Source organism: Amycolatopsis thermoflava N1165, assembly GCF_000473265.1.
Classification (GTDB): Bacteria; Actinomycetota; Actinomycetes; order Mycobacteriales; family Pseudonocardiaceae; genus Amycolatopsis_E; species Amycolatopsis_E thermoflava.
The window spans coordinates 1,761,816-1,788,688 of sequence record NZ_KI421511.1 but is presented as its reverse complement, the minus strand read 5'-3'; the positions used below and the strand labels follow the sequence as shown (position 1 = coordinate 1,788,688).

Sequence of the window (26,873 nt, the reverse complement as noted above, 5' to 3'; positions counted from 1 at the left end):
CTTCTCCACCGAAAGGAACAGCCGATGCCACAGACGGTCCGCGGCGTGATCGCCCGCTCGAAGGGAGCTCCGGTCGAGCTCACCGACATCGTGATCCCCGACCCCAGCCCCGGTGAGGTCGTGGTCGCGATCGCCGCGTGCGGGGTGTGCCACACCGACCTGACCTACCGCGAGGGCGGCATCAACGACGAGTTCCCGTTCCTGCTCGGGCACGAGGCCGCCGGCACCGTCGAAAGCGTCGGCGAAGGCGTCGACTCGGTCCAGCCGGGCGACTACGTCGTCCTCAACTGGCGTGCCGTGTGCGGCCAGTGCCGCGCCTGCAAACGCGGCCGCCCGCAGTACTGCTTCAGCACGTTCAACGCCACCCAGAAGATGACCCTGACCGACGGCACCGAGCTGACCCCGGCGCTGGGCATCGGCGCGTTCGCGGACAAGACGCTCGTGCACGCCGGGCAGTGCACCAAGGTCGACCCGGCCGCCGACCCCGCCGTCGCCGGCCTGCTCGGCTGCGGTGTGATGGCCGGGCTGGGCGCGGCGGTCAACACCGGCGCGGTGAGCCGCGGCGATTCCGTCGCGGTGATCGGCTGCGGTGGTGTGGGCGACGCGGCCATCGCCGGGGCGCGCCTGGCCGGGGCGAACAAGATCATCGCCGTGGACCGCGACGCGAAGAAGCTCGAGTGGGCGACCGAACTGGGCGCCACGCACACGGTGAACGCCACCGAGACCGACGTCGTCGAGGCCGTCCAGGCCCTGACCGGCGGGTTCGGCGCGGACGTGGTGATCGACGCGGTGGGCAGGCCGGAGACCTGGAAGCAGGCCTTTTACGCGCGCGACCTCGCCGGCACGGTGGTGCTGGTCGGCGTCCCGACCCCGGACATGCGCCTGGAGATGCCGCTGCTCGACTTCTTCTCCCGCGGCGGCGCGCTGAAGTCGTCCTGGTACGGCGACTGCCTGCCGGAACGGGACTTCCCGGTGCTGATCGACCTGCACCTGCAGGGCAGGCTGCCGCTGGACAAGTTCGTCACCGAGCGCATCTCGCTGGACGACGTCGAGAAGGCCTTCCACACCATGCACGCCGGCGAGGTGCTGCGTTCGGTGGTGGTCTGGTGAGCTTCCGGATCGACCGGGTCGTCACCTCCGGTGTCTTCGAACTCGACGGCGGCAGCTGGGAGGTCGACAACAACGTCTGGCTCATCGGCGACGACCGCGAGGTGGTGGTGGTCGACGCCGCGCACGACGACAAGCCGATCGTCGAGGCCGTCGCGGGGCGCAAGGTGGTCGCGGTGATCTGCACGCACGGGCACAACGACCACGTGACGTACGCGCCGCAGCTCGGCGAGCAGCTGTATGCGCCGGTGCTCCTGCACCCGGGCGACCAGGAGCTGTGGGACATGACCCACGCCGGGCAGGCGTTCTGGAAGGCCGACGACGGTCAGCGCATCGCCGTCGCGGGCACCGAGATCGAGCTGATCCACACCCCCGGCCACTCGCCCGGATCGGTGTGCCTGCACCTGCCCGAAGCGAAGGCGCTGTTCACCGGCGACACGTTGTTCGCCGGCGGGCCGGGCGCGACGGGCCGGTCGTTCTCGGACTTCCCGACGATCATCGACTCGATCCGGGACCGGCTGTTCAAGCTCCCCGAGGACACCCGGGTGCACACCGGCCACGGCGACGGCACCACCATCGGAACCGAAGCGCCGCACCTGGCGGAGTGGATCGCGCGCGGCTACTGAGCTGGCGTGTTTGCCCACGCCATGGCCGTCGCAGCGCCTGGCTACCGCGCGGGCTGCTCGGCCACGATGCCGCCACCGCCACGGTGAGCGAGAACTGGGCAGCCCGCGCTCAGTGCGCGGGCTGCCCAGCGGCGACGCCGGCGGGGGTGGTGCGTCGGCGGGGGTGGTGCGTCGGCGGGGGTAGCGCCCGCGCTCGGTGCGCGGCAGGCGCCGCGGCGGCAACAGCGGGCTTGCTCCATCGGTGGATCCACGGCGGCGGCTCGGCAGGGTGGTGGTCGCGCGAAGGGCGGTTGGCGCCCAAGGCTTCGCCTGCGGCAGGCAGGTGATGCCCCGCAGCGCGGCCACCCGCCGGGTGCTCGCGCTCAGCGCGCGGGCTGCCCAGCGGCGACGCCGGCGGGGGTGGTGCGTCGGCGGGGGTAGCGCCCGCGGTCAGTGCGCCGCAGGCACCGCGGCGGCAGCGGGTTTGCGCACGAACAACGCGGTCACCAGTGCGAGCACCCCGACGACGCCGGCCACCACGAACGCCGTGCGCAGGCCGGTGGCGTCCGGGGTGCCCGCCGGGTCGTTGCTGCCCAGCGTGGCCACGCTGACGAACACCGCGGTGCCGAACGCGCCCGCGACCTGCTGCAGCGTCGCCAGGATCGCGCTGCCGTGCGAGTACAGGTGGTCCGGCAGCACGCCGAGCGACTCCGTCATCAGCGGGGTCATCATGAACCCGAGCCCGGCCATCAGCAGCACGTGGATCGCGATCACGGCGGCCAGCGGCGAACCCGGCCCGAGCAGCGCGAACAGCCACATCGACACCGCCAGCGCCGCCGCGCCGGGGATTACCAGCGGCCGCGCGCCGAACCGGTCGAACAGCGCGCCCACGGGGCGGCCCAGCAACCCGAGCGTCAGGCCGCCGGGCAGCACCGCCAGCCCGCTGACGAACGTGCTCGTGTGCAGCACGGTCTGCAGGTACAGCGGCAGCATGATCGAGGCGACCCCGAGCAGGCACACGAACAGCAGCGCGGCCAGCACCAGCGCGACGACGAAACTGCGGTGCGTGAACGGCCGCAGGTCCAGCAGCGCCCGGTCCGCGCGCTGCAGCCGCGTCTGCCGCCAGGTGAACACGGCCAGCAGGGCGAGCCCGCCGACGATCGTGGCCCACGGCGGCACCGGCGAGTGCCCGCCGCCTTCGCCGATGCCGGCCAGGCCGTAGAGCACGCCGCCGAACCCGAGCGCGGACAGCAGCACCGACGGCACGTCCAGCGGCACCTTCCGGGTCGAACTGTCCAGGCGGAACCACGTCGCGCCGACCGCCAGCGCGGCCAGCGCCAGCGGGAGCACGATCCAGAACATCCAGCGCCAGCCCAGCGACGCCAGCACCGCCCCGCCGATCGTCGGCCCCACCGCGGGGGCCACGGCGATCACGATGGTGATCGTGCCCATCGTCGCGCCGCGCTTGTTCTCCGGCACCAGGCGCATCACCGACGTCATCAGCAGCGGCAGCATCACGGCGGTGCCGCACGCCTGGACCACGCGCCCGGCCATCAGCATGCCGAAGCCGGGCGCGAGCCCGCTGATCGCGGTGCCCGCGCTGAACAGAGTCAGCGACGCGAGGAACACCTGGCGCGGGGTGAACCGTTCGAGCAGGAACCCGGTGGTCGGGATGACCACCGCCATCGTCAGCAGGAACCCGCTGGTCAGCCACTGCACCGTGGTGGTGGAGACGGCCAGGTCGGCGGTGAGGTCGCGCAGCGCGACGCTCAGGATCGTCTCGTTCAGGATCATCACGAACGCGGAGACGACCAGCACGCCGATGAGCAGCCCGGACCGCGGCGGCGCCTCGAGCGTGGCGTCGGGCGGAGTGGTCGCGGGGGCGGCCATGGAAGCACCTCACAGGGAATTCAGTGGTCGGGATCGCGGCCTCGGCGCCGCCGGAACGGCCGCACCCCATCCCCCAGCAGGGCAGGCGAAAACAGCCGAACCACTTATACGGTGCGAACGCACCGCCCGTCCATCGAATTCCCGCTTCGCCGCTAGGTCACCTGGCGGATGAGGATCGTCGCCACGCACGCCGGTTTCGGCGCGTCCGCGACGGCGATCGTCATCGTGATCGCCAGCTGCAGCCCGCCCCGCACCTCGGTCACCTCCTCCAGCGTCGCGGTCGCGCGCACCTTGCTGCCCACCGGCACCGGGGAGGGGAAACGGACCTTCTCGCAGCCGTAGTTGACGGTCAGCCCGAACCCGGTGAACTCCACGATCTCCGGCAGCAGCCGCGGCACCAGCGACAGCGTCAGGTAACCGTGCGCGATGGGACCACCGAACGGCCCGCTCTTCGCCCGCTCGACGTCGACGTGGATCCACTGGTGGTCCCCGGTCGCCTCGGCGAACCGGTTCACCGCCTCCTGCGTGACCTCGACCAGCCCGCTGCTGCCGAGCGGTTCCCCGACCGGCAGGGCGCGCACCCCTTCGACGCCGTGCACCACGATCGCCACGTCAGACCTCCTCGAGCGCGAGCGGCGCGGGTTCGAACTCCTGCAGCGGCGCACCGGCGAACAGCCGCGCGACCTCCGGCACGGTCCAGCCGCCGGGCCGCAGCTCCTCGGCCACCTCGCCCGGGTGCGTCCACAGCGCGATGCGGTCGCCGCCCACGGCGATGGCCTGGCCGGTGACGTGCGCCGACTCCGCCGACGCGAGGTAGACGACCAGCGGCGCCACGTCGTCCGGGGTGCCGAGACCCTGGCGCCGCAGCGGCTCCGGCACCGGCTCCCCGGCGTCCACTCTGGACACCAGCTCGCCCAGTCCCGGCATGGTGGCGACCATCCGGGTGAGCGCGGTGGGCACGATCGCGTTGACCGTCACGCCGATCTTCGCGTGCTCGACCGCCCAGGTGCGCATCATCGCGACGATGGCGCCCTTCGAGGCCGAGTACGCGGTCTGCCCGAAGCTGGCGCGCTGCCCGGCGGGGGAGCCGACGAGGATCAGCCGCCCGCCCTCGCCCTGTTCCCGGAACCGCCGCACCGCCGCCCGGCCACAGGTGAAGGTGCCGCGCAGGTGGCTGGTGACCACGAGGTCGAAGTCGTCGTCGCTGGTGTTGCGCAGCGTCCGGTCGCGCAGCGCGCCGGCGTTGGTGACCATCACGTCGAGGCGGCCGAACTCGCCGACCGCCCGCCGCACCAGCGCGTCGGCCAGGTAACTGCCGCCGACGGAACCGACCACGGCAACCGCCCGGCCGCCCGCGGCGGTGATCTCCGCGACCGTCGCCTTGGCGACGTCGGCGTCGAGGTCGTTGACGACCACGGCGGCGCCCGCGGCGGCCAGCGCCCGTGCGTAGGACCGGCCGAGGCCGCGGCCTGCCCCGGTGACCACGGCGACTCTGCCGTCGAGCATGTGCCCTCCTTCGATCGCGGATCTCCTCGACGGTATGGGCCGCGGCGGCCCGGCACGCTGGCCTTGCGTCGCCACCGTGGCGCGACGTTTGTCCCGCCCGGCCTGCGGTTCCCGGCCGTGTCGCAGGGACCCCGCGCCTTCCTACGCTGGACGCCGAGCCGAGGAGGTGCAGACCGGATGGACGTCTCCTTCGGCACCGTGTGGGAGGCCGTGGCCCGTGGCCTGCCGGACGCGGTCGCGATCTCCGAACCGGGGCGCGACCTGACCTACGCGGAGTTCGACGACCGCGCGGCCCGGCTGGCCACCGCGTTCGAAGAGGCCGGGGTGCGCTCCGGCGACAAGGTGGCCTGCTACCTCCACAACGGCGCGGCCTACCTGGAAACCGTGTTCGCCGCGTTCAAGATCGGCGCCGTTCCGGTGAACGCGAACTACCGGTACACCGCGGACGAGCTGACGGCGCTGCTGACCGACGCTGACGCGGCGGCGGTGGTGTTCAGCGGTGCGCTCGCGCCGAACCTGCGCCACGCCGCGGCGCACGTGCCGACCCTGCGGCTGCTGGTCCGCGCCGGACCCGCCGCGGAGCCCGGGCCCGCGGCGCCGGAACTGGAGGAACTGCTCGCGGCCACGCCGCCGCGGCCGCCGGAGCACCGGTTCGGCTCGGACGAGATCTTCATGTACACCGGCGGCACCACCGGCAAGCCGAAGGGCGTCATCTGGCGGCAGTCCGACCTGCTGCATTCGCTGTTCGTGCCGGTCTTCCGGCCGCTGGGCGCGCGGGAGCTGCCCGCCACCCTCGCCGAGGCCGTCGGCCTCGCGATCGACGCGCACGCCGAGGACCGCTCGCACGCGACGATGCCGGTCGTGCCGCTGATGCACGGCACCGGCCTGTTCAACTCGATGGGCGCGCTGCTCACCGGCGGCCGGGTGATCACCACCGATCCCGGTGCGCTCGATCCGCGCCACGTCTGGACGACGGTCGCCGCGCAGCGGGCGCGCACGATGATCGTCGCGGGCAACGCCGTGTGCCGTCCACTGGTCGACGAGCTGGTCGCGGCGGAGCGGCGAGGGAGCCCGCACGACCTCGGCTCGCTGCGGTCGGTGATCAGTTCCGGCACCGCGCTGTCGGACCGGCTCAAGCACGCGCTGCACGAGCGGGCGGGCGTCACGATCTTCGACGCGATCGCCTCCAGCGAGGGCGGGCCGTTCGCGTTCGCGGTGACCTCCACTGTGGACGATCTGCCGTCGCGGTTCTTCCCGGTGCCCGCGACGAAGGTGTTCGGTCCCGGCGACGCCGAGGTCACACCCGGCAGCGGCGAGACCGGCGTGCTCGCCTACCGCGGCCCCATCCCGCTCGGCTACTACAAGGACTCGGCGAAGACGGCCGCGACGTTCCGCACGATTGGCGGCGTCCGCTACGCCATCCCCGGCGACCTGGCCGCCGTCGAGGCCGACGGCGCGATCCGGTTCCTCGGCCGCGGGTCCGGCGTGATCAACACCGGCGGCGAGAAGGTGCACCCGCAGGAGGTCGAGGACGCGTTGCTCACCCACCCCGAGGTCACCGACGCGGTCGTGGTCGGCCTGCCGGACGAGACGTGGGGCGAGCGCGTCGCGGCCGTGGTCGCGACCGCGTCGGCGACGTTGTCGGCCGGGGAGCTGCGGGAGTGGGTGCGCCGCGGCCTGGCCGGGTACAAGGTGCCGCGCACGATCGCGCTGCTGCCCGAGCTGCGCCGCACGCCGACCGGGAAGCTCGAGCTGGCCTGGGCCCGCGACCTCCTCCTAAAACGTTTAGGAAGTTCCTGATAAGCTTTAGGCATGGTGCGAGCGGGACTGACCACCGAGCGCGTGGTCCAGGCGGGGGCGGAGCTGGCCGACGAGGCCGGGTTCGACCAGGTCACCCCGTCGGCGGTGGCCCGCCGGTTCGGCGTCCAGGTCGCGAGCCTGTACACGCACGTGCGGGGCGCCCACGACCTCAAGGTCCGCGTCGCGCTGCTCGCGTTGGGCGAACTCGCCGACCGGGCCGCCGACGCGCTCGCCGGGCGAGCCGGCCGGGACGCGCTGGCCGCCTTCGCCGGTGTCTACCGCGACTACGCCCACGAGCACCCGGGCCGCTGGGCGGCGGCACAGTTCCGGCTCGACCCGGAGCACGCGGCCGCGAGCGCCGGGCCCCGGCACACCCGGATGATGCAGGCGATCCTGCGTGGTTACGACGTGCCGGAGGCCGACCACCCGCACGCCGTCCGGCTGCTGGGCAGCGTCGTCCACGGCTTCGTCGAGCTCGAATCGGGCGGCGCGTTCGGCCACAGCGCGCCCGCGCCCGGCGAGTCCTGGTCGCGGATCCTCGAGGTCCTCGACGTCACCCTGCGGAACTGGCCCGGGAGGACCGGATCGTGATCACCACACCCCTGACCGCGGACCTGCTGCGCGGCGCGCTGGACGTCGAGTCCGGGGCGCACGGCCTGGTGCCGCACCGGCTGCCCGCGTGGGCGCGCGCCCGGGCCGACGCGCAGCTCCGCATGGCGGAGTCGCAACCCTCCGGCGTGCGGCTGGCCTTCCGCACCCGCGCGACCGTGATCGAGCTGGACGCGCTGCGCACCACCCGGTCCTACGTGGGCACCCCGCCGCGCCCGGACGGCGTGTACGACCTGCTCGTCGACGGACGGCTGACCGCGCAGGGCGGGGTCGGCGGCGGCAACACCGTCCACATCGACCTGTCCACCGGCGCGGCTCGGATGGAGCCCGGACCGCCCGGCACGGTCCGGTTCGACGGCCTGCCCGGCCACGACAAGGACGTGGAGATCTGGTTGCCGCACAACGAGATCACCGAGCTGATCGCGCTGCGCACGGACGCGCCGGTCTCGCCGTCGCCCGCGCGCGGGCGGGTGTGGCTGCACCACGGCAGCTCGATCAGCCACGGCTCGGACGCCGCGAGCCCGGTCACCACCTGGCCCGCGGTCGCCGCCGGGCTGGGCGGGGCCGAGCTGGTGAACCTGGGCTTCAGCGGCAGCGCGATGCTGGACCCGTTCACCGCGCGGGTCATGCGGGACACGCCAGCCGACCTGATCAGCGTCAAGATCGGGATCAACCTGGTGAACGGCGACGTGATGCGGCTGCGTGCGTTCACGCCGGCGGCGCACGGTTTCCTCGACACGATCCGCGACGGGCACCCGGACGCGCCGCTGCTGGTGGTCTCGCCGATCTGGTGCCCGATCCACGAGGACACGCCGGGCCCCGGCGCGTTCGACGTCGAGGCGCTGAAGTCGGGTGTGGTGCGGTTCCGGGCCACCGGGGACCCGGCCGAGCGCGCCGCCGGGAAGCTGACGCTGCGCGTGATCCGGGAGGAGCTGGCGCGGATCGTCGCCGAGCGCGCCGACGAGAACCTGCACTACCTCGACGGCCGCGACCTCCACGGCGAGAACGACCGCCCGCTGCCCGACAACCTCCACCCCGACGCGGCGACCCACCGGCTGATGGGGGAGCGGTTCGCCAAGCTCGCGTTCGGCGGCCCGTTCGCGGCTCGCTAGTTGTGATGTCCAGGGACGTTGTTCCGGTTTGAGGTGACCGGTGACGGCCTGTGGTGCGGACAGGTGAAGGCCTCCGGATGTGACGTGGAGCTGTCGTGGAACCACATCACCCACGGGAGGCCTTCGTGTCCCACCGCCGCGAAGTGGGCGCAGCGCTACCGTGACGAAGGCCCAGCCGGGATGGCTGACCGCAGCTCACGCCCACTGCACAGCCCGGCCCGCACCCCCGAGCACCTGGCGAGACACCTGCGCCGAGCCGGGGATCACTCCGAAACACACCCGGCCCCCTCGGCCACAGAACAACGGCAAGATCGAACGCTTCCACCGCACCCTGGCCGACGGCTGGGCCTACGCCCGCTTCTACCCATCCGAGACCCTGCGCCGGGCGGCCCTGCCAAGCCGGCTGCACTTCTACAATCACCACCGACCCCACAGCTCAACCGGCGGCAAGCCACCCCTCACCCGTCTGACCAACCTCCCTGAACATCACAGCCAGTCCAGGCAGGAGCGGAGCGCGGTCAGGTAGGCGGTGGTGTTCGGCGCGTTCAGCAGTCCCGGCGCCATCCGGTTCATGACGTAGGCGAACGTCAGCCGCCGGTCGAGGTCGTTCACCACCACCGCGCCGCCGAACCCACTCCACCAGCAGGTGCGGCCGTCGACCGCGTAGCCGAGCCCGAACCGGACGGGCGCGCCGAGCACCCGGTCCACCCCGTCGGCCTGCACCGCGAAGATTCGCTCCACAGTGGACTCCGCGAGGAACCGCCTGCCGTCGATCGCGCCGCCGTGGGAGACGACCGACTGCAGGCGCGCCACCGAGCGCGCGTTGCCCTGGCCGTTCAGCCCGCCGAGCTCGGCCGCCAGGAACGGCCGCGTGGTGGTGACCGAGGGTGGGATCACCGGGTTGGTCAGCGTGCGCACCGCGACCGGGTCGAGGGCCGCGTAGTCCACACCGGACGACTCGGGCGGCACCAGCGTGGCGACCCGGGTGTCGACGTCCTCCGGCGCGCCCAGCCAGTAGTCCGCCCCCAGCGGCTCCGCGAACTCCGACCGCAGCACCGTGCCCAGCGAGCGGCCGGTCACGCGCCGCACGATCTCGCCGACCAGGTGGCCGTGGCTGACCGCCTGGTACCCGGAGCCCTCGCCCGGCGGGAACCACGGCTCCTGCGCCGCCAGCAGCGCCGCCGCCCTGCCGACGTCGCAGATGTCTTCCAAGGTGACCGGCGAGTCCCACCCGCACACGCCTGAGGTGTGGCCCAGGACGTGCCGCACGAGCACGCCGTCCTTGCCCGCGGCGCCGAACTCCGGCCAGTACCGCGCGACCGGCGCGTCCGGGTCCAGCTGCCCCCGGTCCACCAGCGCGAGCGCCACCAGCGCCACCATCGTCTTGGTCAGCGAGTACGTGGTGACCAGCGTGTCCCGCGTCCACGGCCTGCCCGGCGCGGCCGAGCCGCCCCACAGGTCCACCGCCACCCGGCCGTCGGCGATCACGCAGACCGACGCGCCCGCCTCCGCGCCGTCGCGCAGCCGCTCCGCCAGCAGGTCGCCGAGTGCGGCGAACCGCGGGTCGCAGTGGCCGTTCACCGGACGGCCGCCGCCCGCTTCCGGCCCGCCTCGATCTCGCGGTGCAGGTCGCGCACGTAGCGGGCGAAGTCGAGCTGGATGGTGTGCCGCGGCGCGGAGTAGTACTGCCCGAGGTGCTTGGCCTCGTCGCGCGCGATGGTGGCCGCCATCTCCGCGACGTCCGGCAGCTCGTACTCCCCGGTCAGGTGCCGCGCGATGAGCTTGCTCTGCTGCTCGGCGAGGTTGACGATCGTCGGCGACGCCTGCGCCAGCCCGGCGAAGTAGAGGTTGCCGATGCCCGGCTTGACGATCCGCTTGAACAGTGGCAGCCGGTGCTCGGCGTCCGGCAGCAGCGCCGGATCGTCGAAGAACGGGAACGACATCCGGTACCCGGTGGCGCACACGATCACGTCGGCCTCGACGCGGGTGCCGTCCACGCACACCACGGCGTCGCCGTCCAGCCGCTCGATCGCGGGCACGCAGGTGAGGTCGCCGGAGCCGGCCTTGGCGAGGAAGTCCACACTCACCGACGGGTGCGCGGACAGCGGCTCGTGATCCGGCTTGGGCAGGCCGTAGTCCTCCATGTTGCCCAGCGTCTTCCTGATCGCCCGGCGCGACAGGGCGAGGCCGATCTTCTTCGGCATCCACGGCGGCATCATCATCTTGTCCGCCGGTTTGCCGCCGCGGTACTTCGACAGCACCCACACGCCGCGCCGCGCGGACACCCACACGTGCCGGGCGATCGAGCGGTGCGACAGCTCGGAGGCGATGTCCAGCGCCGAATTTCCCATGCCCACCACGACGATCCGCTTGTCCCGCATGTCGACCGGGTCGAACGGGCTGCGGTAGGCGTGGCTGTGCAGGACCGGCCCGTCGAACGTGCCGGGGTAGGCGGGCAGGTACGGGTTCCAGTGGTGGCCGTTGGCGACCACGAGCGCGTCGTAGTCCCGGGTCTCGCCGGTGGACAGGGTGATCCGCCAGGTGCCGTCGGGCTGCCGGGCCGCGTGCTCGACCGCGGTGTCGAAGGTGATCGTCTCCCGCAGTCCGAAGTGGTCGACGTAGTCGCGGAAGTACTGGTGGATTAGCGAATGGTGCGGGAAGTGCGGCCAGTCCGCGCCCGCCGGGAAGTCCTCGAACTGCAGACGCGTGGTCGAGGTGTCGATGTGCAGCGATTCGTAGCAGGCCGAGCGCCCGTTGGGGTTGCCGAAGTACCAGTTGCCGCCGACGTCGTCGGACATCTCGAAGCAGTCGTAGGGGATGCCGTGGTCGCGCAACCGCTTCGCCGTGGTGAAGCCGGAGCAGCCGGCGCCGATGATGCAGACGGTGGGGAGTGAACTCACGGATGCCTCCTCCGCTGGCCACGATGCCGCTGAACACTCTGACACGTTCGCTGACGGTGTGTCCAGTGAGTAGGCTGACCGTCATGAGCCTGCGGGAGCGGCAGAAGCAGCAGACCCGGCGCGACCTGCTGGAGCACGCCAAGGCGCTGTTCGTGGAGCGTGGCTACGCGGCGGTGACGATCGACGACATCGTCTCCGCGGTGGGGTGCAGCCGCGCGACGTTCTACCTGCACTTCACCGGCAAGCCGGAGGTGCTGCAGAAGATCGGCGCGGAGACGATGGCGCAGCGGGCGGTCGCGGTGTACGCGGAGCTGGACGAGGTGCTCGCCACCGGATCGCGCGCCGAGTTCACCCGCTGGATGCGGGGCGCGGTCGCGTGGTTCGAGGAGAACCAGGCGATCCTGCCCGCGTGGGACGAGGCGGTCGCGCTCGAACCGGAGTTCCGGGCCATCGCCAAGCGGGCGGTCGACGAGCTGCCCGCCGCGATGCCGCGGTACCTGGAACGGTGGGGCCCGCAGCGGCGGGCCGAGGCGCACCTGCGGATCGAGCTGCTGGTCAGCCAGCTGGAGCGGTTCTTCACCCGGTGGGCGGTGCAGGGCACGATCACCTCGACGGCCGACGAGGCGGCCGAGGTGCTCAGCGACATCTGGTTCCCGGCCCTGCGGCCGCCCCGCTGAGACGCTCGTCGTCTCAGCGGAGCCGGAATCGGATATTGGACTTCATGGTGCCGGGGTGCGATCGTCGGACGTAAGCCCTGCCCAGCCGTGAAAGGACAACGGATGTCCGTCGATGTCGTGATCTGCGAGCCGCTGCGGACGCCGATCGGCCGGTTCGGGGGAGCGCTGGCCGGCCAGACTCCCGCCGCGCTCGCCGCGCACGTGCTGTCCGCCGTCGTGGAGCGCACCGGCGTGGACCCGGAGCGCGTCGACGAGGTGATCCTGGGGCACGCCTACCCGACGTCGGAGGCGCCCGCGATCGGGCGGGTCGCCGCGCTCGACGCCGGCCTGCCGGACACGGTGACCGGCATCCAGATCGACCGCCGCTGCGGCTCCGGCCTGCAGGCCGTGCTCGACGCCGCCATGCAGATCCGCGCCGGGTTCAGCGACGTCGTGCTCGCCGGTGGCGCCGAGGTGATGAGCGCCGCGCCGTACTACACGCACGAGGGCCGCTGGGGCATCAAGGGCGCCGGCCTGCAGCTGCACGATTCGCTGGCGCGGGGCCGGGCCACCGCGGGCGGCGTGCACCACCCGATCCCGGGCGGGATGATCGAGACCGCCGAGAACCTGCGCCGCGAGCACGGCATCTCCCGCGAGGACCAGGATGCCCTCGCCCTGCGGTCCCAGCAGCGCGCGGCGCGGGCGATCGAGGGCGGGCTCTTCAAGGACGAGATCGTCCCGGTCACGGTGAAGTCGCGGAAGGGCGAGACGGTGGTCGACGCCGACGAGCACCCGCGCCCGGACACCACCGCGGAGGGCCTGGCGAAGCTGAAGCCGGTGATGATCCGCACCGACCCGGAGGCCACGGTCACCGCGGGCAACGCGAGCGGCCAGAACGACGCCGCCGCGGCCTGCCTGGTCACCAGCCGGGAGACCGCGGAGAAGCTCGGCCTGCGCCCGCTGGTGCGGCTGGTGTCGTTCGCGCGCGCCGGAGTGCCCGCCGAGACGATGGGCATCGGCCCGGTGCCCGCGACCCGCGCGGCGCTGGCCAAGGCCGGGCTGTCGCTGGACGACCTGGACCTGATCGAGCTGAACGAGGCCTTCGCCGCGCAGGTGCTGGCGTGCACCCGCACGCTCGGGCTGAGCGACACCGACGAGCGGTTCAACGTCAACGGTTCCGGTGTGTCGCTGGGCCACCCGGTGGGGGCGACGGGCGCCCGGATCCTGGCGACGCTCGCGCGGGAGATGGTCCGCCGGGAGGCGCGGTACGGCCTGGAGACGATGTGCATCGGCGGCGGCCAGGGCCTGGCGGCGGTGTTCGAGCGGGTGAGCTGACCCGGGGCGGCGGCCGCCGCCCCCAGCCCCGCGCAAGGTGCGCGCGGGGCTGGGCAGGTCAGTCCCGCCTGGCCGGCGCCCCCTCGGCGGGTGCGGCCCGCAGGTACTGCCCCGGGTACTGCTTCCGCGCCGAGCCGGGGTCCAGGGTTTCCGCGGCGTGCAGGGGCCACGCCGGGTTCCGCAGCGCCTCCCGCGCCAGCAGCACCACGTCCGCGGACTTCGCGGCCAGGATCGCCTCGGCCTGCTCCGGTTCGGTGATCAGGCCGACCGCGCCCACCGGCAGCGCCGTCCGGGCGCGGACCCGCTCGGCGAACGGGACCTGGTACCCCGGCCCGACCGGGATCCGCTGGTCCGGGTCGAGCCCGCCGGTGGTCACGTCGATCAGGTCCACCCCGCGGTCGTGCAGCAGCGGCGCCAGATCGGCGGTCTCCGCGGCGGTCCAGCCGCCCTCGACCCAGTCCGTCGCCGACAACCGCACCAGCAGCGGGCGTTCCGCGGGCCACGCAGCGCGGACCGCGTCGACCACCTCCAGCAGCAACCGCACCCGGTTGCCGAACCCGCCGCCGTAGCGGTCGGTGCGCCGGTTCGCTCGCGGCGACAGGAACTGGTGCAGCAGGTACCCGTGGCCGGCGTGGATCTCGACCGCGTCGAACCCCGCGTCCACCGCCCGCCGGGCCGCCGCGGCGAAGTCCGCCACGACCCGGGCCAGGTCGTATTCCTTCGCCGCCACCGGGGTCGCGAAGCCGCGGTAGGCGAGCGGGGACGGCGCGAGCGGTGTCCAGCCGCCCTCGCCCGCCGGCACCGTGCCACGCCCCTCCCCGGGCGGGAACGCCGACGCCTTGCGCCCGGCATGACCCAGCTGCACCGCGATCGGCGTGCCCTGCGCGTGCGCGAACCCGGTGATCCGCCGCCAGCCCGCGACCTGCGCGTCCGACCACAGACCGGTGTCCCGCGCGCTGATCCGCGCCTCCGGCGACACCGCGGTGGACTCGGTGATCAGCAGCCCGAACCCGCCGGCCGCGCGGGCGCCGAGGTGGACCAGGTGCCAGTCGCCCGGCACCCCGTCCGCCCCGGCGCTGTACTGGCACATCGGGGACAGCCACACCCGGTTCGGCACCGTCAGCTCCCGCAGCGTCAGCGGGGTGAACAGCCTGCTCACGAGCCGGCCCCGAGGAACGCCCGCGCGTTCGCGGTCAGGGTCGCGACGTCCAGGCCGGCCGCGGTGGCGAACCCGACCGGGTCCGGCTGCGCCATGTCGAACGGGTGGTCGCTGCCGCACACGACCGCGTGCTCGCCCACCCGCGTGGTCAGCAGGCGCAGTAACTCCGGGTCGTGGGTGACCGTGTCGAACCACAGGGCCCGCACCGCCTCGCCCGGCGGGCGCGACGAGTCGCGGCGCACGTCGGCCCGGGTGCGCCAGCCGTGGTCCCACCGGCCCAGCACCCCGGGCGTGCAGCCGCCGCCGTGCACGAAGCAGATCCGCAGGTCCGGCAGCTGGTCGAGCACCCCGCCGAGCAGCAGCGCGCCGACCGCCGTGGCGGTCTCGACCGGGTTGCCGAGCAGGTTGGCCAGGTAGTGCTCCCGCCACTCCGGGCGCGGCAGCTGCATCGGGTGCACCAGCACCGACAGGCCGAGCCGCGCGGACTCGCCGAGCACGTGCCGCAGCACGCCGCGGTCCAGCGACTCGCCGCCGAGCAGCGGCGGGATCGCCACCCCCGCGATCCCCGGCTGCGCCGCCAGCCGCTTCAGCTGTTCCGTCGCTGCCGCGTCGTCGTCGAGGGAGACCAGGCCGAGCCCGGCGAGCGCACCACCAGCGGACGCCACGACCTCGGCGAGCGCGGTGTTGAACGCGTCCACGTACTCCGCCGCCGGGCCGGCGACGGGGAAGGCGAACGGCGGGGCCGACAGCACCCGCACGCCGAGTCCGGCCGCGGCGGTGTCGGCGAGGATCGCGGGCACGTCGCTCATGGCCCGCGTCGGGATGGACAGGGGCACCTCGCCGAGGTGCAGCCCGCCGCCGGAGTCGCGCAGCGGCCCGTACGGCGCGCCCGGCGGGAGGCCGAACAGCTCGGCGGGCAGCCAGTGCGCGTGGACGTCGACCGGCCCGTCCGCGATCGGCCCGATCACCGCCGCTCTCCCAGCGGCAGCGGCGCGTTGGCGCTGTCCAGGTGCTCGACCGTGGTGAACACCAGATCGCTGTCACCGATGTTCTCGATGTCGTGCAACAGGTATTCGCCCGGGCCGAACGTGAAGTGCCGCGTCTCACCGGCCACATAGGACACCTCGCGGGTGGTGCCGTCGCTGGTGTGCTGGCGGCTGCGCCCGGCGTTGACCGCGGTCCAGAAGTAGTCCAGCACGTGCCGGTGGGCGTGCCAGCGCTCCCCGGGCGCCAGGCGGATCTCCCAGACCCGGACGCGCTCGTTCTCGCTCAGCAGGCGCGAGCCGACCTCGCCGTCGTGGGCGTGGGCTTCGAACTCGGCGCGCAGCTGCGGGCTCCAGCCCTCGAATCCGCTCGCGACGAGGGTGCCCGCCAGCGGCAGGTCGGACAGGAAACTGGTGTCGGACATGGTCTTCTCCTCGTTTCAGTGGCCGGGCCCGTAGAGGCCGAACCGCAGGTCCGGGTCCCCGGGCGTCCAGGTGTTGTGGAACTGCGAGCGCGCGCCCATCGCCTTGACGCGGTCGAGCAGCCGGGCGCTCAGTTCCAGCTGCGCGGGCTCCCATTTGCGCAGGGCTGCGGGGACGTCGCCGTCGGCATCGGTCAGCGCGCCGGCGAGCGCCCAGGCGTCGGCGGCCGCCTTCGCGGTGCCCGCGGCGGCGTGCGGGCGCGCGGCGGCCGCGGCGTCGCCGATCAACGCGATCCGGCCCTGCGCCATCCGCGAGGCGCGGACGTCCGACACGACCTGGATGTAGGGCTGCGCGGTGCGGGTGACCACCTCGGCGGCGGCGGGCGCGAGCAGCTCCGCGGCCGTGTCCCGCATCTCGTCGACGTAGCGGTCCTGGACCTGTCCGGGGTGGATGGACACCGTACCGGTGAAGCCGCGCTTGTCGATGAGCATCTCCGCCAGCTCACAGCCGGCCGGCACGTTCCGGTACCAGACGTAGTTCATCAGCCGCTCCGACGGGCCGGTCTCCCCGGGGATCGGGTACACCGTGATGTGCGAGTGCGGGACCACGCTGTAGGAGATCGCGTTGCCGAGCAGTTCCCGCGTCGCGGGCGTGAGTTCGTGCTCGGGCACCGTGCCGCGCCAGCCGACGTAACCGGAGTACTCCAGCTGCGCGCCGGGGTCGAGCAGGGACCGGCCGATCGAGGTGATGCCGTCGGCGAACACGACCAGATCGGCCTCGGCACGGTGGCCGGAGACGAACCGGACGGTGACCTGGTCCTCGTCCTGCGCGACACCGCAGGCGAACTGGCCGAGGTGGTAGTGCTCGCTGCCGAAGTCGGCGAGCAGCGCCCGGTAGAAGGTGCCCCAGGACGTGTAGGTCCAGCGGCGGCGGTCGCGGTGGACGACGCCGTTGGCGCGGTCGAGGTACTGCACGTACTCGGTCGCGGTGGACAGCGCTTCCGGGTTCTGCGTGCTGCGCTCGGCGAACCAGCGCACGGTGTCCGGCTGCAGCACGATCCCGCCGCCCCGGCCGTCCAGCGGCGTCGGGGTGCGCTCGTACACGTCGACCTCGAACCCGAGGTCGCGCAGCAGCAGCGCGGTGGTGAGCCCGCCGATCGACCCGCCGATCACGGCGGCGCGGGCGCCTGCGTAGGCACTCATCAGTGGATCTCCTCCGAAGCGGGAACCGGGCCGGGCTGGACCGGATCGGCGGGCAGGGGCGCGCCGCGGGTCTCCGGCGCGAAGAACAGCCCGATGGCGCCGAGCATCCCGACGGCGACGACGCACGTGGTGGCCAGACCGAGGTCACCGCCGAACCAGGACGCGGCCACCACACCGGCCACCAGCGGTCCGGCCGCGGTGAGGTAGCGCCCGATGCCGTTGTAGAGCGCCATCCCGGTGGCGCGGACGCTCGGCGGGAACAGCTCCGGGCCGTAGACGAGGATCCCGGACAGCGCGCCGTAGAGGCCGAAGCCCGCGAGCGGGATGACGGCGAGGAACACGGCCCAGCCGGGCGAGAACGGGAACAGGAACCCCACACTCACCGCGGAGACCGCGAAACTGGCCGCGAACGCTTTCCGGCGGCCGATCGCGTCGGCCAGGAACCCCCAGGTGGCGTAGCCGAGCACGCCACCGGCGTTGAACAGCATCGAGGCCAGCGCGACGCGTTCGTTGGCCGTCGCGGGCGTCAGCTGGGCCGCGGTCGCTGCCTGGCGGATCACCTGCGGGTACCAGGTGGACACGCTCCAGAAGGCCACCAGCGACCCGGTGGCCAGCGCGGTGCCGACCAGGGTGTGCTTGAGCAGCGGCCGGGTCAGCAGCCGGCGCAGCACGAAGCGGTCCTGCTCGGTGCGGTGGCCGCGGGCGCGGCGTTCCCGGCGGGCGGCGATGGAGCCCTTGATCTCCGGCGGTTCCGGCACGTGGCGGCGGATGAAGTACACCAGCAGCGCGGGCAGCACGGCGATGCCCATCATCAGCCGCCAGCCGTGGCCGCCGAGCACCGCGTAGGCCAGCGAGGCGATGAAGAAGCCGAACGCGTAGCCGGACATCATCACGCCGCAGGCCCGCGCCCGGTAGCGGTTGCGCCAGACCTCGGCCACGAGCGCGGCGCCGACCGGCGCCTCCACCCCGGACCCGAGGCCGGCGACGAACCGCAGGACACCCAGCTGCCACCAGGTGTCGGCGAAGGCGGCCAGCGCGGTGAACACCGCGTACGTCACGATGCCCGCGGACAGCACGCGGACGCGGCCGAAGTAGTCGGCGAGGATCCCGAACAGGATCCCGCCGGTGCCCCAGCCGAACAGGAACAACGCGACGGTGATGCCGCCGTAGAGCCCGATGCTGCCGGTGGCCGGCGCGATCCCGCTGTGCGGCAGTAGCTCGGTCATAGCCGGGCCGAGGATCAGGGAGTACAGGCTGCCCGCGAACCCGTCGAGGGCCCAGCCCATCGTGGTGCCCAGCAGGACCAGCCACTGGGTGCGGGTGATCTCGGTGCGCCACGGTGGCGCGGAGGGGTTGGCCATGGAACGGCTCCTTTGCCGTGGGGACAGGGGTCAGTTGAGGCGGCCGGGGGTGTCGGCGCCGTACCAGTCGACGTCGTCGGCGGCAGTGCGGGCGACGACGGTCTTGATCCAGGTGAAGTCGTCGAAGGACTCGGATCCGGCGTCCCGCCCGGTGCCGGATTCCTTGATGCCGCCCCAGGGCAGCGACGGTTCGAGGCGGTGGTGGTCGTTGATCCAGACCATGCCCGCGGCGATCCGGTCCGCGACGCGGTGGCCGCGGGCCAGGTCGCGGGTCCAGATCCCGGCGCCGAGGCCGAAGCGGTTGTCGTTGGCCTTGGCGATGGCGTCGGCCTCGTCGTCGAACGGGACGACGACGGCGACCGGGCCGAAGATCTCCTCCCGCGCCACCCGCATCTCGCTGGTGGCGTCGGCGAGCACGGTGGGCCGCAGGAAGAACCCGCCGTCCAGCGGCGCGGGCAGGTCCGGCGCGCCGCCGCCCGCGGCGAGCCGGGCGCCCTCGGCGATCCCGGCGCCGATCAGGTTCAGCACCTTGTCCCGCTGCGCGGCGCTGACCAGGGGACCGAGCTGGGTGCGGGGGTCGGACGGGTCGCCGATCCGGATCGCGTCCGCGCGGCGGGCCAGCGCGGCGACGAAGCGCTCGTAGCTCCCGCGCTGCACCAGGAACCGGGAACCGGCCACACAGGACTGTCCGGCCGCGACGAAGGCGGCGAACGCGGCGCCCTCCGCGGCCACCTCGGGGTCGATGTCGTCGAACACGACGATCGGGGTCTTGCCGCCCAGTTCGGCGGTGACGCGGGCGAACCGCGCGGCGGTCGCCACCGCCGCGGCCCGGCCGGCCTCGGTGCCGCCGGTGAGCGTGATCTTGGCGATGTCCGGGTGACCGGTGAGGCGCTCGCCGACCTCCCGGCCGCCGGTCACCACGTTCACCACGCCGTCCGGGACGCCGGCTTCGCGAACCAGCCCGGCCAGGGCCACAGTGGACAGTGGCGTGATCTCGGAGGGCTTGACCACCACCGTGTTCCCGGTCGCCAGGGCGGCGGACAGGCTGCGGGCGAGGATGAGCAGCGGGTGGTTGAAGGGCGTGATGATCCCGCAGACGCCGAGCGGCGCGCGCCGCTGGTAGGTCAGGTACGGGCCGTCCGAGGGCAGCACCGCGTCGCGCTGGGCGGCCAGCAGCCCGGCGTTGTAGCGGAACCACTCCGGCACCCGGGACAGCTGCGCGCGGGTCTCGGTCACCGGACGGCCGTTGTTGCGGGTCTCCAGCCGGTACAGCGACTCGGCGGCGCCTTCGACGACGTCCGCGACGCGCAGCAGCAGCCGTCCGCGTTCGGTGCGGGTCAGCGCCGGCCACGGCCCGCCGAGGAACGCCGCGCGGGCGCGGGCGACGGCGGCGTCGACCTCGTCGAGCGTGCTGTCCGGCACCGTGTCGAGCACCCGGCCGGTGGCCGGGTCGAGGATCGGCCGCGCGTGTCCGGTCTCGGCGGTGGTGGGGGAGGTGGTCGTCGTCGACATCCCGGGCCCTTTCGGTCGTGGGTGGAGCGCTTCCCGAGTCTGATCGACGGCGCCGCACCGGGCGATGTCTGCGGCGACACAGAGTTGACTTGTGTGGTGTTCCCGCTGACACTGCCCGGGTGGATGAGGCTTCCGAGTTGCGCGAGTGGCTGGGCGCGATCGGCGCCCTGACCGCGGCGGTGAACGCCGGTCAGGGGCTGCGTGAGGTGCTCGACCTGGTCGCGGCGACCGCGCGCGAGCTGCTCGGGCTCGACTTCTGCGGTGTCCTGGTGCCGGACGCCGCGCGGGCGAACCTGGTGATCGCCGGGTGGAGCGGACTGACCGAGGCCTACGTCGCCCGCGTCAACTCCGACCGGCCGGTGCGCATCGAGGCCACCGCCGACGTCGGGGCCCCGTCCAGCCAGGCGTTCCTGTCCGGCCGTCCATGCGCGGTCTCGGACATCTCGCGGGAGCAGGACTTCGTGTGGGGTGGTGTCGCCCGCGAGCAGGGCTACCTGTCGATGCTGTCGGTCCCGCTCGTCACGGCCTCCGGCGTGATCGGCACGCTCAACAGCTACCGCTCCACGGTGCACGAGTTCGGCGCCGAAGAGGTCGGCCGCCTCCAGCTGCTCGCCGAGCACGCCGCGATCGCGATCACCTCGGCGCGGGTGCTCGACGACCTGCGCCGCCAGCACGACCTGGTGACCCGGTCGGAGCGGATCCACGAGCGGCTGCTGCGTGTCGCGGTGCAGGCGGGCGGGGTCGCCGGGATCGCGGCCGCGCTGCACGACCTGCTGGGCAGGCCGGTGCTCGTCCGCGACGCGCGGGGCGAGGAGCTCGCCGCCGCGGGCGGCCCGGTGGCGGCCGGCGACGCCGGTCCGTGGTCACCGCGCGCCGAGCTGGTACGGGAGACCGGTGCGCACGTCGTCGCCGACGTCGTGCTGACCGGCGAGGTCGCCGCCCGGGTGTGGCTGCCCGGCGGGCCGCTCGCGCCGCTGGACCGCCGGGCCCTGGAGCACGCCTCGGTGGTGCTGTCGCTGGAACTGCTGCGGCAGCGGACCGCGCTGGAGGTGGAGCAGAACCTGCGTGGCGAGCTGCTGGCCGACCTGCTGGCCGGGGCGGACCCGTCGGCCCCGTCGGTGCGGGACCGCGCGGGCCTGCTGGGTCACGACCTGACCCGCCCGCACCGCGCGCTCGTCGCCCGGGCGGTCGCCGCCGGGAAACCGGCGCCGCCGGGCGCGACCCAGCGGGCGGTGGCGGAGGCGACCCGGCTCGCCGCCGGGGTCCGGCCGCGCCCGCTGGTGGCGCTGTATCGCGGCGAGGTGGTGGCCCTGTGGCCCGACGGCGAGCCCGTCGACGGCTTCCGCCGGGCGCTGGTCACCGCGCGCGGGGTCGACGACGCCACCGTCGCGGTGTCCGCGCCCGCCGTCAACCACGCCGAGGCCTACCGGGTCGCCCGCGGAGCACTCGCCGTCGCCGCCTACGCCGGGCAGTCGGGCGCCACGATCACGCTGGACCGGCTCGGCGTGGCCGGGTTGCTGCTCCAGCTCGGCGATCCCGCCCCGCTGTGCGAGTACGCCGACCGCACCCTGGGCGGGCTGGTCGCCTACGATCGCGACCACGGCACCGCCCTGCTGGAGACGCTGCGGGTGCACCTCGCCGCCGGGCTGGACCGGCAGGCCACCGCCGCGGCGCTCACCGTGCACCCGAACACCGTCAGTCAGCGGCTGCGCCGCATCGAGGCGCTCAGCGGTCTGGACCTGCGCTCGGCCCGCGACGTCGTGGACGCGCAGTCCGCGCTGGTGGTGCTCGACGTGGCGAACGGGACGCACGCCGAGGGGTGATCGTCCGAGGTGGACGGAGCCCGCACGGTTCGGTTTCGGCGGCAACCGGATCGGGCCGGCGAGTTAGCGGCACGGTCGCCGTGCGGTTCCTGCTCGCCTTGGCCCTGCTGAGCGGGACGAGCGTCGAGCGCGCGCCGATCCGCGGGACGTCGAGAGCTTCCGGCTCCAGTGGCGCCACGACCTCCGGCACCGCTGCGGCTGCACCGGCGCCGGCACGGGCGCAGGTTGCGCGGCGCACCCGCCCAGCACGGAAGCGACCTTCACGATCACCGGCCCGCCGGCGACGACCACGACGAAGCCGCGGCCGGGCACGTCCACGCGGCCGCCCGCGCCGTCGAAGGCCCCGACGAAGGCCCGCAGGTCAAGGTGCTGCCGACGGGCGCCCCGGAGACCGGCGACGGCACCTACGCGGGGTAAGGGCGTCCGGGCCGGGGCAGATCGACTGCCCCGGTCAGTCCGGCACGTCCCGGTCCGCCACGTGCACGGCCCGGCCGTCCTGGTACACGGCCAGGATCCGTTTGCCCAGGTCCCGCACGTCGAGCGGGTCACCGTCGACGATCACCAGGTCCGCGCGCTTGCCCGGGGCGATCGAGCCGAGCGTGGACTCCAGCCCCATCAGCTCGGCGGCGGACAGCGTCGCGGCGTGCAGGGCCCCGGCCGGGGACAGGCCGTGCTCGACGAGCAGCTCCAGCTCCAGCAGGTTCTCGCCGTGCGGGTACAGCGGCGCATCGGTGCCCATCGCGATCCGCACGCCCGCCTCGACGGCCCGCCGCACGCTGTCGCCGGAGCGCTGCCGGATCTTCTCGGCGATGTGGTCGGGGTAGGGTACACCCGCCTCGACCGCCTGCCGCAGCCCGACGCCCGCGCTGAGCGTCGGCACCAGCCAAGTGCCCCGCGCGGCCATCATCTCCAGCGTCTCGTCGTCCAGGAAGTGCCCGTGCTCGATCGAACGGACCCCGTTGCGCACCGCCGCTTTCGCGCCCTCGCCGTGCGCGTGCGCCATGACGTGCAGGCCGGCCGCCGACGCCTCGGTCACCATCATGGCGATCTCGTCGTCGCGGAAGTGCGGGATCCGCGGCCCGGCGCCGCTGGACACCACCCCGCCGCTGGTCGCGACCTTGATGACGTCCGCGCCGGCACGCACCAGTTCGCGGATCTTGCGCCGGATCTCCTCCGGTCCGTCCACGATGACCGGCGGGCGGCCCGGGTGCGGCGGCAGCAGGTCCACCACGCACGTGGAGGGCCACCACGGGTCGCCGTGCCCGCCGGTCTGGCTCAGCATGTTCAGCGAGATCTGCATGCGCGGCCCGGGAATCAGGCCGCGTTCCTGCGCCACGCGCATCCCGAGGTCGGCACCCGCCGCGTCGCGGACCGTGGTCACCCCGGCCGCGAGCGTCCTGGCCATGTTCCGCGCGCCCTCGTAGAACTGCAGCGAGAACGGCTCCTGCGCGGCGGCGAACAGGTCCGCGCCGGTCATGGTGAGGTGGACGTGGCAGTCGATCAGCCCGGGCAGCACCCCGCGGCCGGCGCAGTCGACCTCCTCGTCACCGTCGAGGCCGGTGCCGACGTCGGTGATCCAGCCGTTCTCGACCGCCACGTCGGCGGGACCGGCGGTGCGGGAGGCGGCGTCGAACACCGTGCCGCCGCGGAAGATGGTGCGTGTCATCGCTGCCCCTCGCGTACGGGTTCCATTGTGGACAAACCGCGGTCGGAATGCCGCCGGATGAGCGGCGCGAGCGCGAACAGCACCAGGGCGAGCACCACCGCGCCCATCCCGAGCAGGCCGAAGTAGGCGGCCGCCGACCCGGCGTCGTAGAACTTCACCAGCTGCGCCCCGATGCCCTGCCCGGCGGCGTTGGAGGACAGCCACAGGCCCATCGTCTGCGTGGCGAACGCGGCGGGCGCAAGCCGGGTCGTCGCGGACAACCCGATGGGGGACAGGCACATCTCGCCGATCGTGACCACGGCGAGGCTGCCGATCAGCCACAGCGGGCTGGTCTGGCCCGGACTCGCCGCGGGCAGCACGAGCATCAGGTAGGACAGCCCCGCGATCGCCAGGCCCGCCGCGAACTTGTGCGCCGTGCCGGGGGATCGGGTGGACCGGTCGAGCCGCAGCCACAGCACCGCGAACAGCGGCGTCAGGACGATCAGCACGAGCGACCCGACGGACTGGAACCACGACGCCGGGATGGTGAAGCCGAACGCGTCCAGGTCGGTGCTCTCGTCGGCGTACTGCGCGATCACCGTGGCGCCCTGTTCCTGGATGCACCAGAACGCGACCGCGGCGACGAACATCGGGATGTAGCCGCGCACTCGTGCCCGTTCCGCCGCGGTGGTGCGCTTGCTGCGCAGCATGACCGTGAAGTAGCCGACGGGCAGCGCGATCGCGAGCACGCTGATCAGGTCGACGACCCCGCCCGGGCCGAGCGCGCCGGTGCCGATCGTCGCGGCGAGCACGGCGACGAGCACCGCGACCCCGGCAGCCACCGCGACCACGCGCGAGCGGGGCACCTCGCCCAGCCGCAACGGGTTCTTCGGCGCGCTGCTGAGCGGGCTCAGGTGGCGCTGGCTGCGCACGTAGACGACGAGGCCGAGCGCCATGCCGATCGCCGCCAGGCCGAACCCGAGGTGGTAGTCGTACCGTTCGCCGACGGTGCCCACGACCAGCGGCGCGGCGACTGCCCCGACGCTGATCCCCATGTAGTAGATGCTGAACCCGGAGTCGCGCCGCGGATCGTCGCGGGCGTACAGGTCGCCCACCGACGAGGAGATCGTCGGCTTCAGCAGCCCGGTGCCGCTCGCGATGAAGATCATCGACGCGAAGAGCGCGCCCGCCCCGGCGGGGATCGCGAGGCAGATGTGGCCGCACATGATCAGGACCCCGCCGGTGAGCGTCGCCCGCCGGTCCCCGAGCAGCCGGTCGCTGATCCAGCCGCCCAGGATCGCCGCCATGTAGGTGGCCGAGCCGTACACCGCGATCAGCGACTTCGCGCTGCCCGGGTCGATGCCGAGACCGCCGTCCAGAATCCGGTCGGTCATGTAGTACAGCAGCAGCGCACGCATGCCGTAGTAGGAGAACCGTTCCCACGCCTCGGCGAAGAACAGCCCGACCAGCCCGCGCGGCTGGCCGAAGAACACCCGATCCGTACTCCCCACGCCCACCGCACCTCCGAGCCGACCGTGTCAGATGGGCGCAGACGTTACATCCGCACGGCCCGGTGATCAATGCATGATTCGACGGTTATGCCGCCTCCGTGCCGCCGGTACGACTTTCAATGGGCGATTTGCGTGAATGGAACGTCGGACGGCTCGGCGTGCGTTAGGTTGTCCCCGTGCACGGGAACCTGGACGACATCGACGAGCGGCTCGTCCGCGCCCTGCACGAGGACGGCCGGGCCTCCTACGAGACGCTGGCCCGCCTGGTCGGGCTGGCCCGCTCCACCACCAAGGCCCGCGTGCAGCGCCTGCTCGGCGAGGGCGGGCTCCGGCTCGTCGGGGCGATCCACCCGGCGGTGTTCGGGCTGCACCAGCTCGGCCACGTGACCATCGAGACCGACGGCCCCGCCGGCCCGGTCGCGCGGCAGGTCGCCGAACTCGACGAGGTTTCGTTCGTCACCACCACCGCCGGGCGGTTCGCCGTCACCGCCGAGCTGCGCACCGCCGACCTGGAGTCCTTCGCCCGTGGCCTCGCGCGCGTGCAGGCCGTGCCGGGGGTGCGTGCGCTGCAGACGATGACCTACCTGCGCATCTGGAAGGACCCCTACTTCCCGCCCGGACCGCTGGAAAGCCCCGGCCCGCTCGCGCACATCGAGCTCGACGCGCACGACCACGCACTGCTGGCGCACCTGCGCACCGACGGCCGGGCCTCCTTCGCCGAGCTGGCGAGCGTCAGCGGCCTCTCCGCCGGGGCGGCGCGCGCCCGGGTGCTGCGGCTGCTGGAGACCGGGGTGGTCCACGTCGGCGCGCTGGTGCGCATGACGCCGCTCAGCCGGGTCCACACGATGGGGTTCGCGCTGGACGTCAACGGCGACACCGAGCCCGTGGCACGCAAGATCGCCGCGCTCGACGAGATCGACTGCCTGGCCACCGGGATCGGCTGGTGCGGCGGAATCGGCACCATCCGGGCCGGCTCACTGGACGACGTGCTCGCCACGCTGGAGCGGGTGCGTGGCCTGCCGGGCGTGCGGACGGTCGAGGCGTGGACGCACCTGCGCGCCATCAAGGAGGAGAACGACCGGGCGCTGCCACTGGCCGAATAGCGCCAGGCCGGGAAATCGGTCGTGGCGCGGGGTTCGCCGCCGTAGGGTGCGTGGCGCAGCGGCCACGATTCCGTGCTGCACCGGATTTCCTGAGGAGGGATGGCGTTGGCTCAGGGGCAGGACGAGACGGGCAGCACGCTCCGGTTCCGGGTGGCGGGCGAGAGCGGGGGACAGGTGTGCTTCGAACCGGCCGGGATGTGCTACGACCTGGCCGACGGCGAGCACGTGTGCGCGCTGCTGGACGAGACCCAGATTCGCGGCCTCGAAGTCACGTACTGGCCCGGTGGCATTTCGGTGTGGGTGCGCGGGAGCTTCACGACGTCGGACCACCACGGCAACGAGCTGCACCGGCTGTGGGGCGGCTGACCGGACGTGATCGAGATCCGCAACTTCCTCCGCCGCCAGGACGGCACCTTCGAACCACTCCTCGCGACGTCGGATCCGCCCGAAGACCCCTGCTACGTCGACGGCGCCATCGAGCTGGTGATCGACGGCGCTGCCGGAGAACGCCGAGGACCACCGGCACGACCTGTCCCAGCTGCCTCCGGCGAAGTCCACATGAGACCGCCCCACGTACCCGGGGTAAGAGGCGTTCGGCCCTAGCCGGGCGGTCGCGGAGCGGGTGTGATCG

Annotated in this window: 24 protein-coding genes and 2 pseudogenes; 13 read left to right on the top strand and 13 right to left on the bottom strand. The window is 73.4% G+C overall.

Annotated features, from left to right (window positions below; all coding sequences use genetic code 11):
• Nucleotides 1-24 precede the first annotated feature (24 nt).
• On the top strand, nt 25-1,110 hold the full coding sequence (locus AMYTH_RS0108965) for an S-(hydroxymethyl)mycothiol dehydrogenase (protein ID WP_027930033.1): 1,086 nt from the start codon (nt 25-27) through the stop codon (nt 1,108-1,110).
• Complete coding sequence (locus tag AMYTH_RS0108960) at nt 1,107-1,733, top strand: MBL fold metallo-hydrolase (protein WP_027930032.1); 627 nt, start codon at nt 1,107-1,109, stop codon at nt 1,731-1,733. Before AMYTH_RS0108965 ends, AMYTH_RS0108960 begins: the two co-directional genes overlap by 4 nt.
• Before the next feature lie 429 nt (nt 1,734-2,162).
• Here AMYTH_RS0108960 and AMYTH_RS0108955 read toward each other — a convergent pair whose 3' ends face one another.
• The 3 genes from AMYTH_RS0108955 to AMYTH_RS0108945 all read right to left on the bottom strand — a co-directional run bounded on the left by AMYTH_RS0108955 (nt 2,163) and on the right by AMYTH_RS0108945 (nt 5,108).
• On the bottom strand, nt 2,163-3,602 hold the full coding sequence (locus AMYTH_RS0108955) for a DHA2 family efflux MFS transporter permease subunit (RefSeq protein ID WP_027930031.1): 1,440 nt from the start codon (nt 3,600-3,602) through the stop codon (nt 2,163-2,165).
• Nucleotides 3,603-3,754: 152 nt separating this feature from the next.
• Nucleotides 3,755-4,213 carry a MaoC family dehydratase gene (locus AMYTH_RS0108950; RefSeq protein ID WP_027930030.1) on the bottom strand — a complete coding sequence of 153 codons (459 nt, stop codon included), beginning with the start codon at nt 4,211-4,213 and terminating at the stop codon, nt 3,755-3,757.
• Between the two features lies 1 nt (nt 4,214).
• A complete protein-coding gene (locus AMYTH_RS0108945) occupies nt 4,215-5,108 on the bottom strand; it encodes an SDR family NAD(P)-dependent oxidoreductase (RefSeq protein ID WP_027930029.1) in 894 nt (297 codons plus the stop codon).
• Between the two features lie 177 nt (nt 5,109-5,285).
• Here AMYTH_RS0108945 and AMYTH_RS0108940 point away from each other — a divergent pair, with 177 nt between their 5' ends.
• The 5 genes and pseudogenes from AMYTH_RS0108940 to AMYTH_RS47770 form a co-directional block, all read left to right on the top strand.
• Nucleotides 5,286-6,908, top strand: a complete 1,623-nt coding sequence (locus AMYTH_RS0108940) for an AMP-binding protein (protein ID WP_027930028.1) — start codon at nt 5,286-5,288, stop codon at nt 6,906-6,908.
• A 12-nt stretch (nt 6,909-6,920) separates the two neighbouring features.
• Nucleotides 6,921-7,499, top strand: a complete 579-nt coding sequence (locus AMYTH_RS0108935; protein WP_027930027.1) for a TetR/AcrR family transcriptional regulator — start codon at nt 6,921-6,923, stop codon at nt 7,497-7,499.
• Complete coding sequence (locus AMYTH_RS0108930; RefSeq protein WP_027930026.1) at nt 7,496-8,629, top strand: GDSL-type esterase/lipase family protein; 1,134 nt, start codon at nt 7,496-7,498, stop codon at nt 8,627-8,629. The genes AMYTH_RS0108935 and AMYTH_RS0108930 overlap by 4 nt, the downstream gene beginning before the upstream one ends.
• Nucleotides 8,630-8,761: 132 nt before the next feature.
• Nucleotides 8,762-8,878: pseudogene (locus tag AMYTH_RS51305) on the top strand (leucine zipper domain-containing protein); the annotation flags it as partial.
• Nucleotides 8,865-9,155 (top strand): annotated as a pseudogene (locus AMYTH_RS47770) (integrase core domain-containing protein); the annotation flags it as partial. The pseudogenes AMYTH_RS51305 and AMYTH_RS47770, both read left to right, overlap by 14 nt.
• Here AMYTH_RS47770 and AMYTH_RS0108925 read toward each other — a convergent pair.
• Together AMYTH_RS0108925 and AMYTH_RS0108920 are read right to left on the bottom strand one after the other, a co-directional pair.
• Nucleotides 9,116-10,210, bottom strand: coding sequence for an EstA family serine hydrolase (locus tag AMYTH_RS0108925; RefSeq protein ID WP_027930025.1), 1,095 nt, complete (start codon nt 10,208-10,210; stop codon nt 9,116-9,118). The pseudogene AMYTH_RS47770 and the gene AMYTH_RS0108925 overlap by 40 nt on opposite strands.
• Nucleotides 10,207-11,529 (bottom strand): flavin-containing monooxygenase, encoded by a 1,323-nt coding sequence (locus tag AMYTH_RS0108920; protein ID WP_027930024.1) that lies wholly within the window; start codon nt 11,527-11,529, stop codon nt 10,207-10,209. The genes AMYTH_RS0108925 and AMYTH_RS0108920 overlap by 4 nt, the downstream gene beginning before the upstream one ends.
• An 83-nt stretch (nt 11,530-11,612) precedes the next feature.
• Here AMYTH_RS0108920 and AMYTH_RS0108915 point away from each other — a divergent pair, with 83 nt between their 5' ends.
• Together AMYTH_RS0108915 and AMYTH_RS0108910 are read left to right on the top strand one after the other, a co-directional pair.
• On the top strand, nt 11,613-12,206 hold the full coding sequence (locus AMYTH_RS0108915; RefSeq protein WP_051362598.1) for a TetR/AcrR family transcriptional regulator: 594 nt from the start codon (nt 11,613-11,615) through the stop codon (nt 12,204-12,206).
• 102 nt (nt 12,207-12,308) lie between these two features.
• A complete protein-coding gene (locus AMYTH_RS0108910; protein WP_027930022.1) occupies nt 12,309-13,520 on the top strand; it encodes an acetyl-CoA C-acetyltransferase in 1,212 nt (403 codons plus the stop codon).
• 58 nt (nt 13,521-13,578) lie between these two features.
• On the opposite strand, the gene AMYTH_RS44325 is transcribed toward AMYTH_RS0108910, so the two are convergent.
• The 6 genes from AMYTH_RS44325 to AMYTH_RS0108880 are packed head-to-tail and all read right to left on the bottom strand — an operon-like array spanning nt 13,579 to nt 20,160.
• Complete coding sequence (locus tag AMYTH_RS44325; RefSeq protein ID WP_037322430.1) at nt 13,579-14,679, bottom strand: NADH:flavin oxidoreductase/NADH oxidase; 1,101 nt, start codon at nt 14,677-14,679, stop codon at nt 13,579-13,581.
• Nucleotides 14,676-15,647 carry an amidohydrolase family protein gene (locus tag AMYTH_RS0108900; protein WP_027930021.1) on the bottom strand — a complete coding sequence of 324 codons (972 nt, stop codon included), beginning with the start codon at nt 15,645-15,647 and terminating at the stop codon, nt 14,676-14,678. The genes AMYTH_RS44325 and AMYTH_RS0108900 overlap by 4 nt, the downstream gene beginning before the upstream one ends.
• Nucleotides 15,644-16,087, bottom strand: coding sequence for a cupin domain-containing protein (locus AMYTH_RS0108895; protein WP_027930020.1), 444 nt, complete (start codon nt 16,085-16,087; stop codon nt 15,644-15,646). Before AMYTH_RS0108895 ends, AMYTH_RS0108900 begins: the two co-directional genes overlap by 4 nt.
• A 15-nt stretch (nt 16,088-16,102) precedes the next feature.
• Nucleotides 16,103-17,287, bottom strand: coding sequence for an FAD binding domain-containing protein (locus AMYTH_RS0108890; protein WP_027930019.1), 1,185 nt, complete (start codon nt 17,285-17,287; stop codon nt 16,103-16,105).
• The gene (locus AMYTH_RS0108885) at nt 17,287-18,648 is read right to left on the bottom strand and encodes an MFS transporter (protein WP_027930018.1); all 1,362 of its coding nucleotides are present in this window, start codon (nt 18,646-18,648) and stop codon (nt 17,287-17,289) included. The genes AMYTH_RS0108890 and AMYTH_RS0108885 overlap by 1 nt, the downstream gene beginning before the upstream one ends.
• 30 nt (nt 18,649-18,678) lie before the next feature.
• The gene (locus AMYTH_RS0108880; RefSeq protein WP_027930017.1) at nt 18,679-20,160 is read right to left on the bottom strand and encodes an aldehyde dehydrogenase family protein; all 1,482 of its coding nucleotides are present in this window, start codon (nt 20,158-20,160) and stop codon (nt 18,679-18,681) included.
• A 119-nt stretch (nt 20,161-20,279) separates the two neighbouring features.
• On the opposite strand from AMYTH_RS0108880, the gene AMYTH_RS0108875 reads away from it, so the two are divergent.
• Entirely contained in the window at nt 20,280-21,983 is a 1,704-nt protein-coding gene (locus tag AMYTH_RS0108875; RefSeq protein WP_027930016.1) for a helix-turn-helix domain-containing protein, read from the top strand.
• Between the two features lie 225 nt (nt 21,984-22,208).
• A complete protein-coding gene (locus tag AMYTH_RS49485; protein WP_167344555.1) occupies nt 22,209-22,400 on the top strand; it encodes a hypothetical protein in 192 nt (63 codons plus the stop codon).
• Between the two features lie 34 nt (nt 22,401-22,434).
• On the opposite strand, the gene AMYTH_RS0108865 is transcribed toward AMYTH_RS49485, so the two are convergent.
• On the bottom strand, nt 22,435-23,649 hold the full coding sequence (locus AMYTH_RS0108865) for a metal-dependent hydrolase family protein (RefSeq protein ID WP_027930014.1): 1,215 nt from the start codon (nt 23,647-23,649) through the stop codon (nt 22,435-22,437).
• Complete coding sequence (locus AMYTH_RS44320; protein ID WP_458645633.1) at nt 23,646-25,139, bottom strand: peptide MFS transporter; 1,494 nt, start codon at nt 25,137-25,139, stop codon at nt 23,646-23,648. The genes AMYTH_RS0108865 and AMYTH_RS44320 overlap by 4 nt, the downstream gene beginning before the upstream one ends.
• A gap of 176 nt (nt 25,140-25,315) precedes the next feature.
• Here AMYTH_RS44320 and AMYTH_RS0108855 point away from each other — a divergent pair, with 176 nt between their 5' ends.
• Nucleotides 25,316-26,242 (top strand): Lrp/AsnC family transcriptional regulator, encoded by a 927-nt coding sequence (locus AMYTH_RS0108855; RefSeq protein ID WP_027930013.1) that lies wholly within the window; start codon nt 25,316-25,318, stop codon nt 26,240-26,242.
• Nucleotides 26,243-26,341: 99 nt separating this feature from the next.
• Nucleotides 26,342-26,608, top strand: a complete 267-nt coding sequence (locus tag AMYTH_RS0108850; RefSeq protein WP_228684651.1) for a hypothetical protein — start codon at nt 26,342-26,344, stop codon at nt 26,606-26,608.
• Nucleotides 26,609-26,873 lie beyond the last annotated feature (265 nt).

What these genes read in the sequence shown, in the direction of transcription:
- AMYTH_RS0108955 (WP_027930031.1), bottom strand. Translation starts at nt 3,602, where the DNA reads ATGGCCGCCCCCGCGACCACTCCGCCCGACGCCACGCTCGAGGCGCCG.
- AMYTH_RS0108910 (WP_027930022.1), top strand. Translation starts at nt 12,309, where the DNA reads ATGTCCGTCGATGTCGTGATCTGCGAGCCGCTGCGGACGCCGATCGGC.
- AMYTH_RS0108885 (WP_027930018.1), bottom strand. Translation starts at nt 18,648, where the DNA reads ATGGCCAACCCCTCCGCGCCACCGTGGCGCACCGAGATCACCCGCACC.
- AMYTH_RS0108895 (WP_027930020.1), bottom strand. Translation starts at nt 16,087, where the DNA reads ATGTCCGACACCAGTTTCCTGTCCGACCTGCCGCTGGCGGGCACCCTC.
- AMYTH_RS0108935 (WP_027930027.1), top strand. Translation starts at nt 6,921, where the DNA reads ATGGTGCGAGCGGGACTGACCACCGAGCGCGTGGTCCAGGCGGGGGCG.
- AMYTH_RS0108940 (WP_027930028.1), top strand. Translation starts at nt 5,286, where the DNA reads ATGGACGTCTCCTTCGGCACCGTGTGGGAGGCCGTGGCCCGTGGCCTG.
- AMYTH_RS0108880 (WP_027930017.1), bottom strand. Translation starts at nt 20,160, where the DNA reads ATGTCGACGACGACCACCTCCCCCACCACCGCCGAGACCGGACACGCG.
- AMYTH_RS0108890 (WP_027930019.1), bottom strand. Translation starts at nt 17,287, where the DNA reads ATGAGTGCCTACGCAGGCGCCCGCGCCGCCGTGATCGGCGGGTCGATC.
- AMYTH_RS0108945 (WP_027930029.1), bottom strand. Translation starts at nt 5,108, where the DNA reads ATGCTCGACGGCAGAGTCGCCGTGGTCACCGGGGCAGGCCGCGGCCTC.
- AMYTH_RS0108915 (WP_051362598.1), top strand. Translation starts at nt 11,613, where the DNA reads ATGAGCCTGCGGGAGCGGCAGAAGCAGCAGACCCGGCGCGACCTGCTG.
- AMYTH_RS0108965 (WP_027930033.1), top strand. Translation starts at nt 25, where the DNA reads ATGCCACAGACGGTCCGCGGCGTGATCGCCCGCTCGAAGGGAGCTCCG.
- AMYTH_RS0108865 (WP_027930014.1), bottom strand. Translation starts at nt 23,649, where the DNA reads ATGACACGCACCATCTTCCGCGGCGGCACGGTGTTCGACGCCGCCTCC.
- AMYTH_RS0108850 (WP_228684651.1), top strand. Translation starts at nt 26,342, where the DNA reads ATGGCGTTGGCTCAGGGGCAGGACGAGACGGGCAGCACGCTCCGGTTC.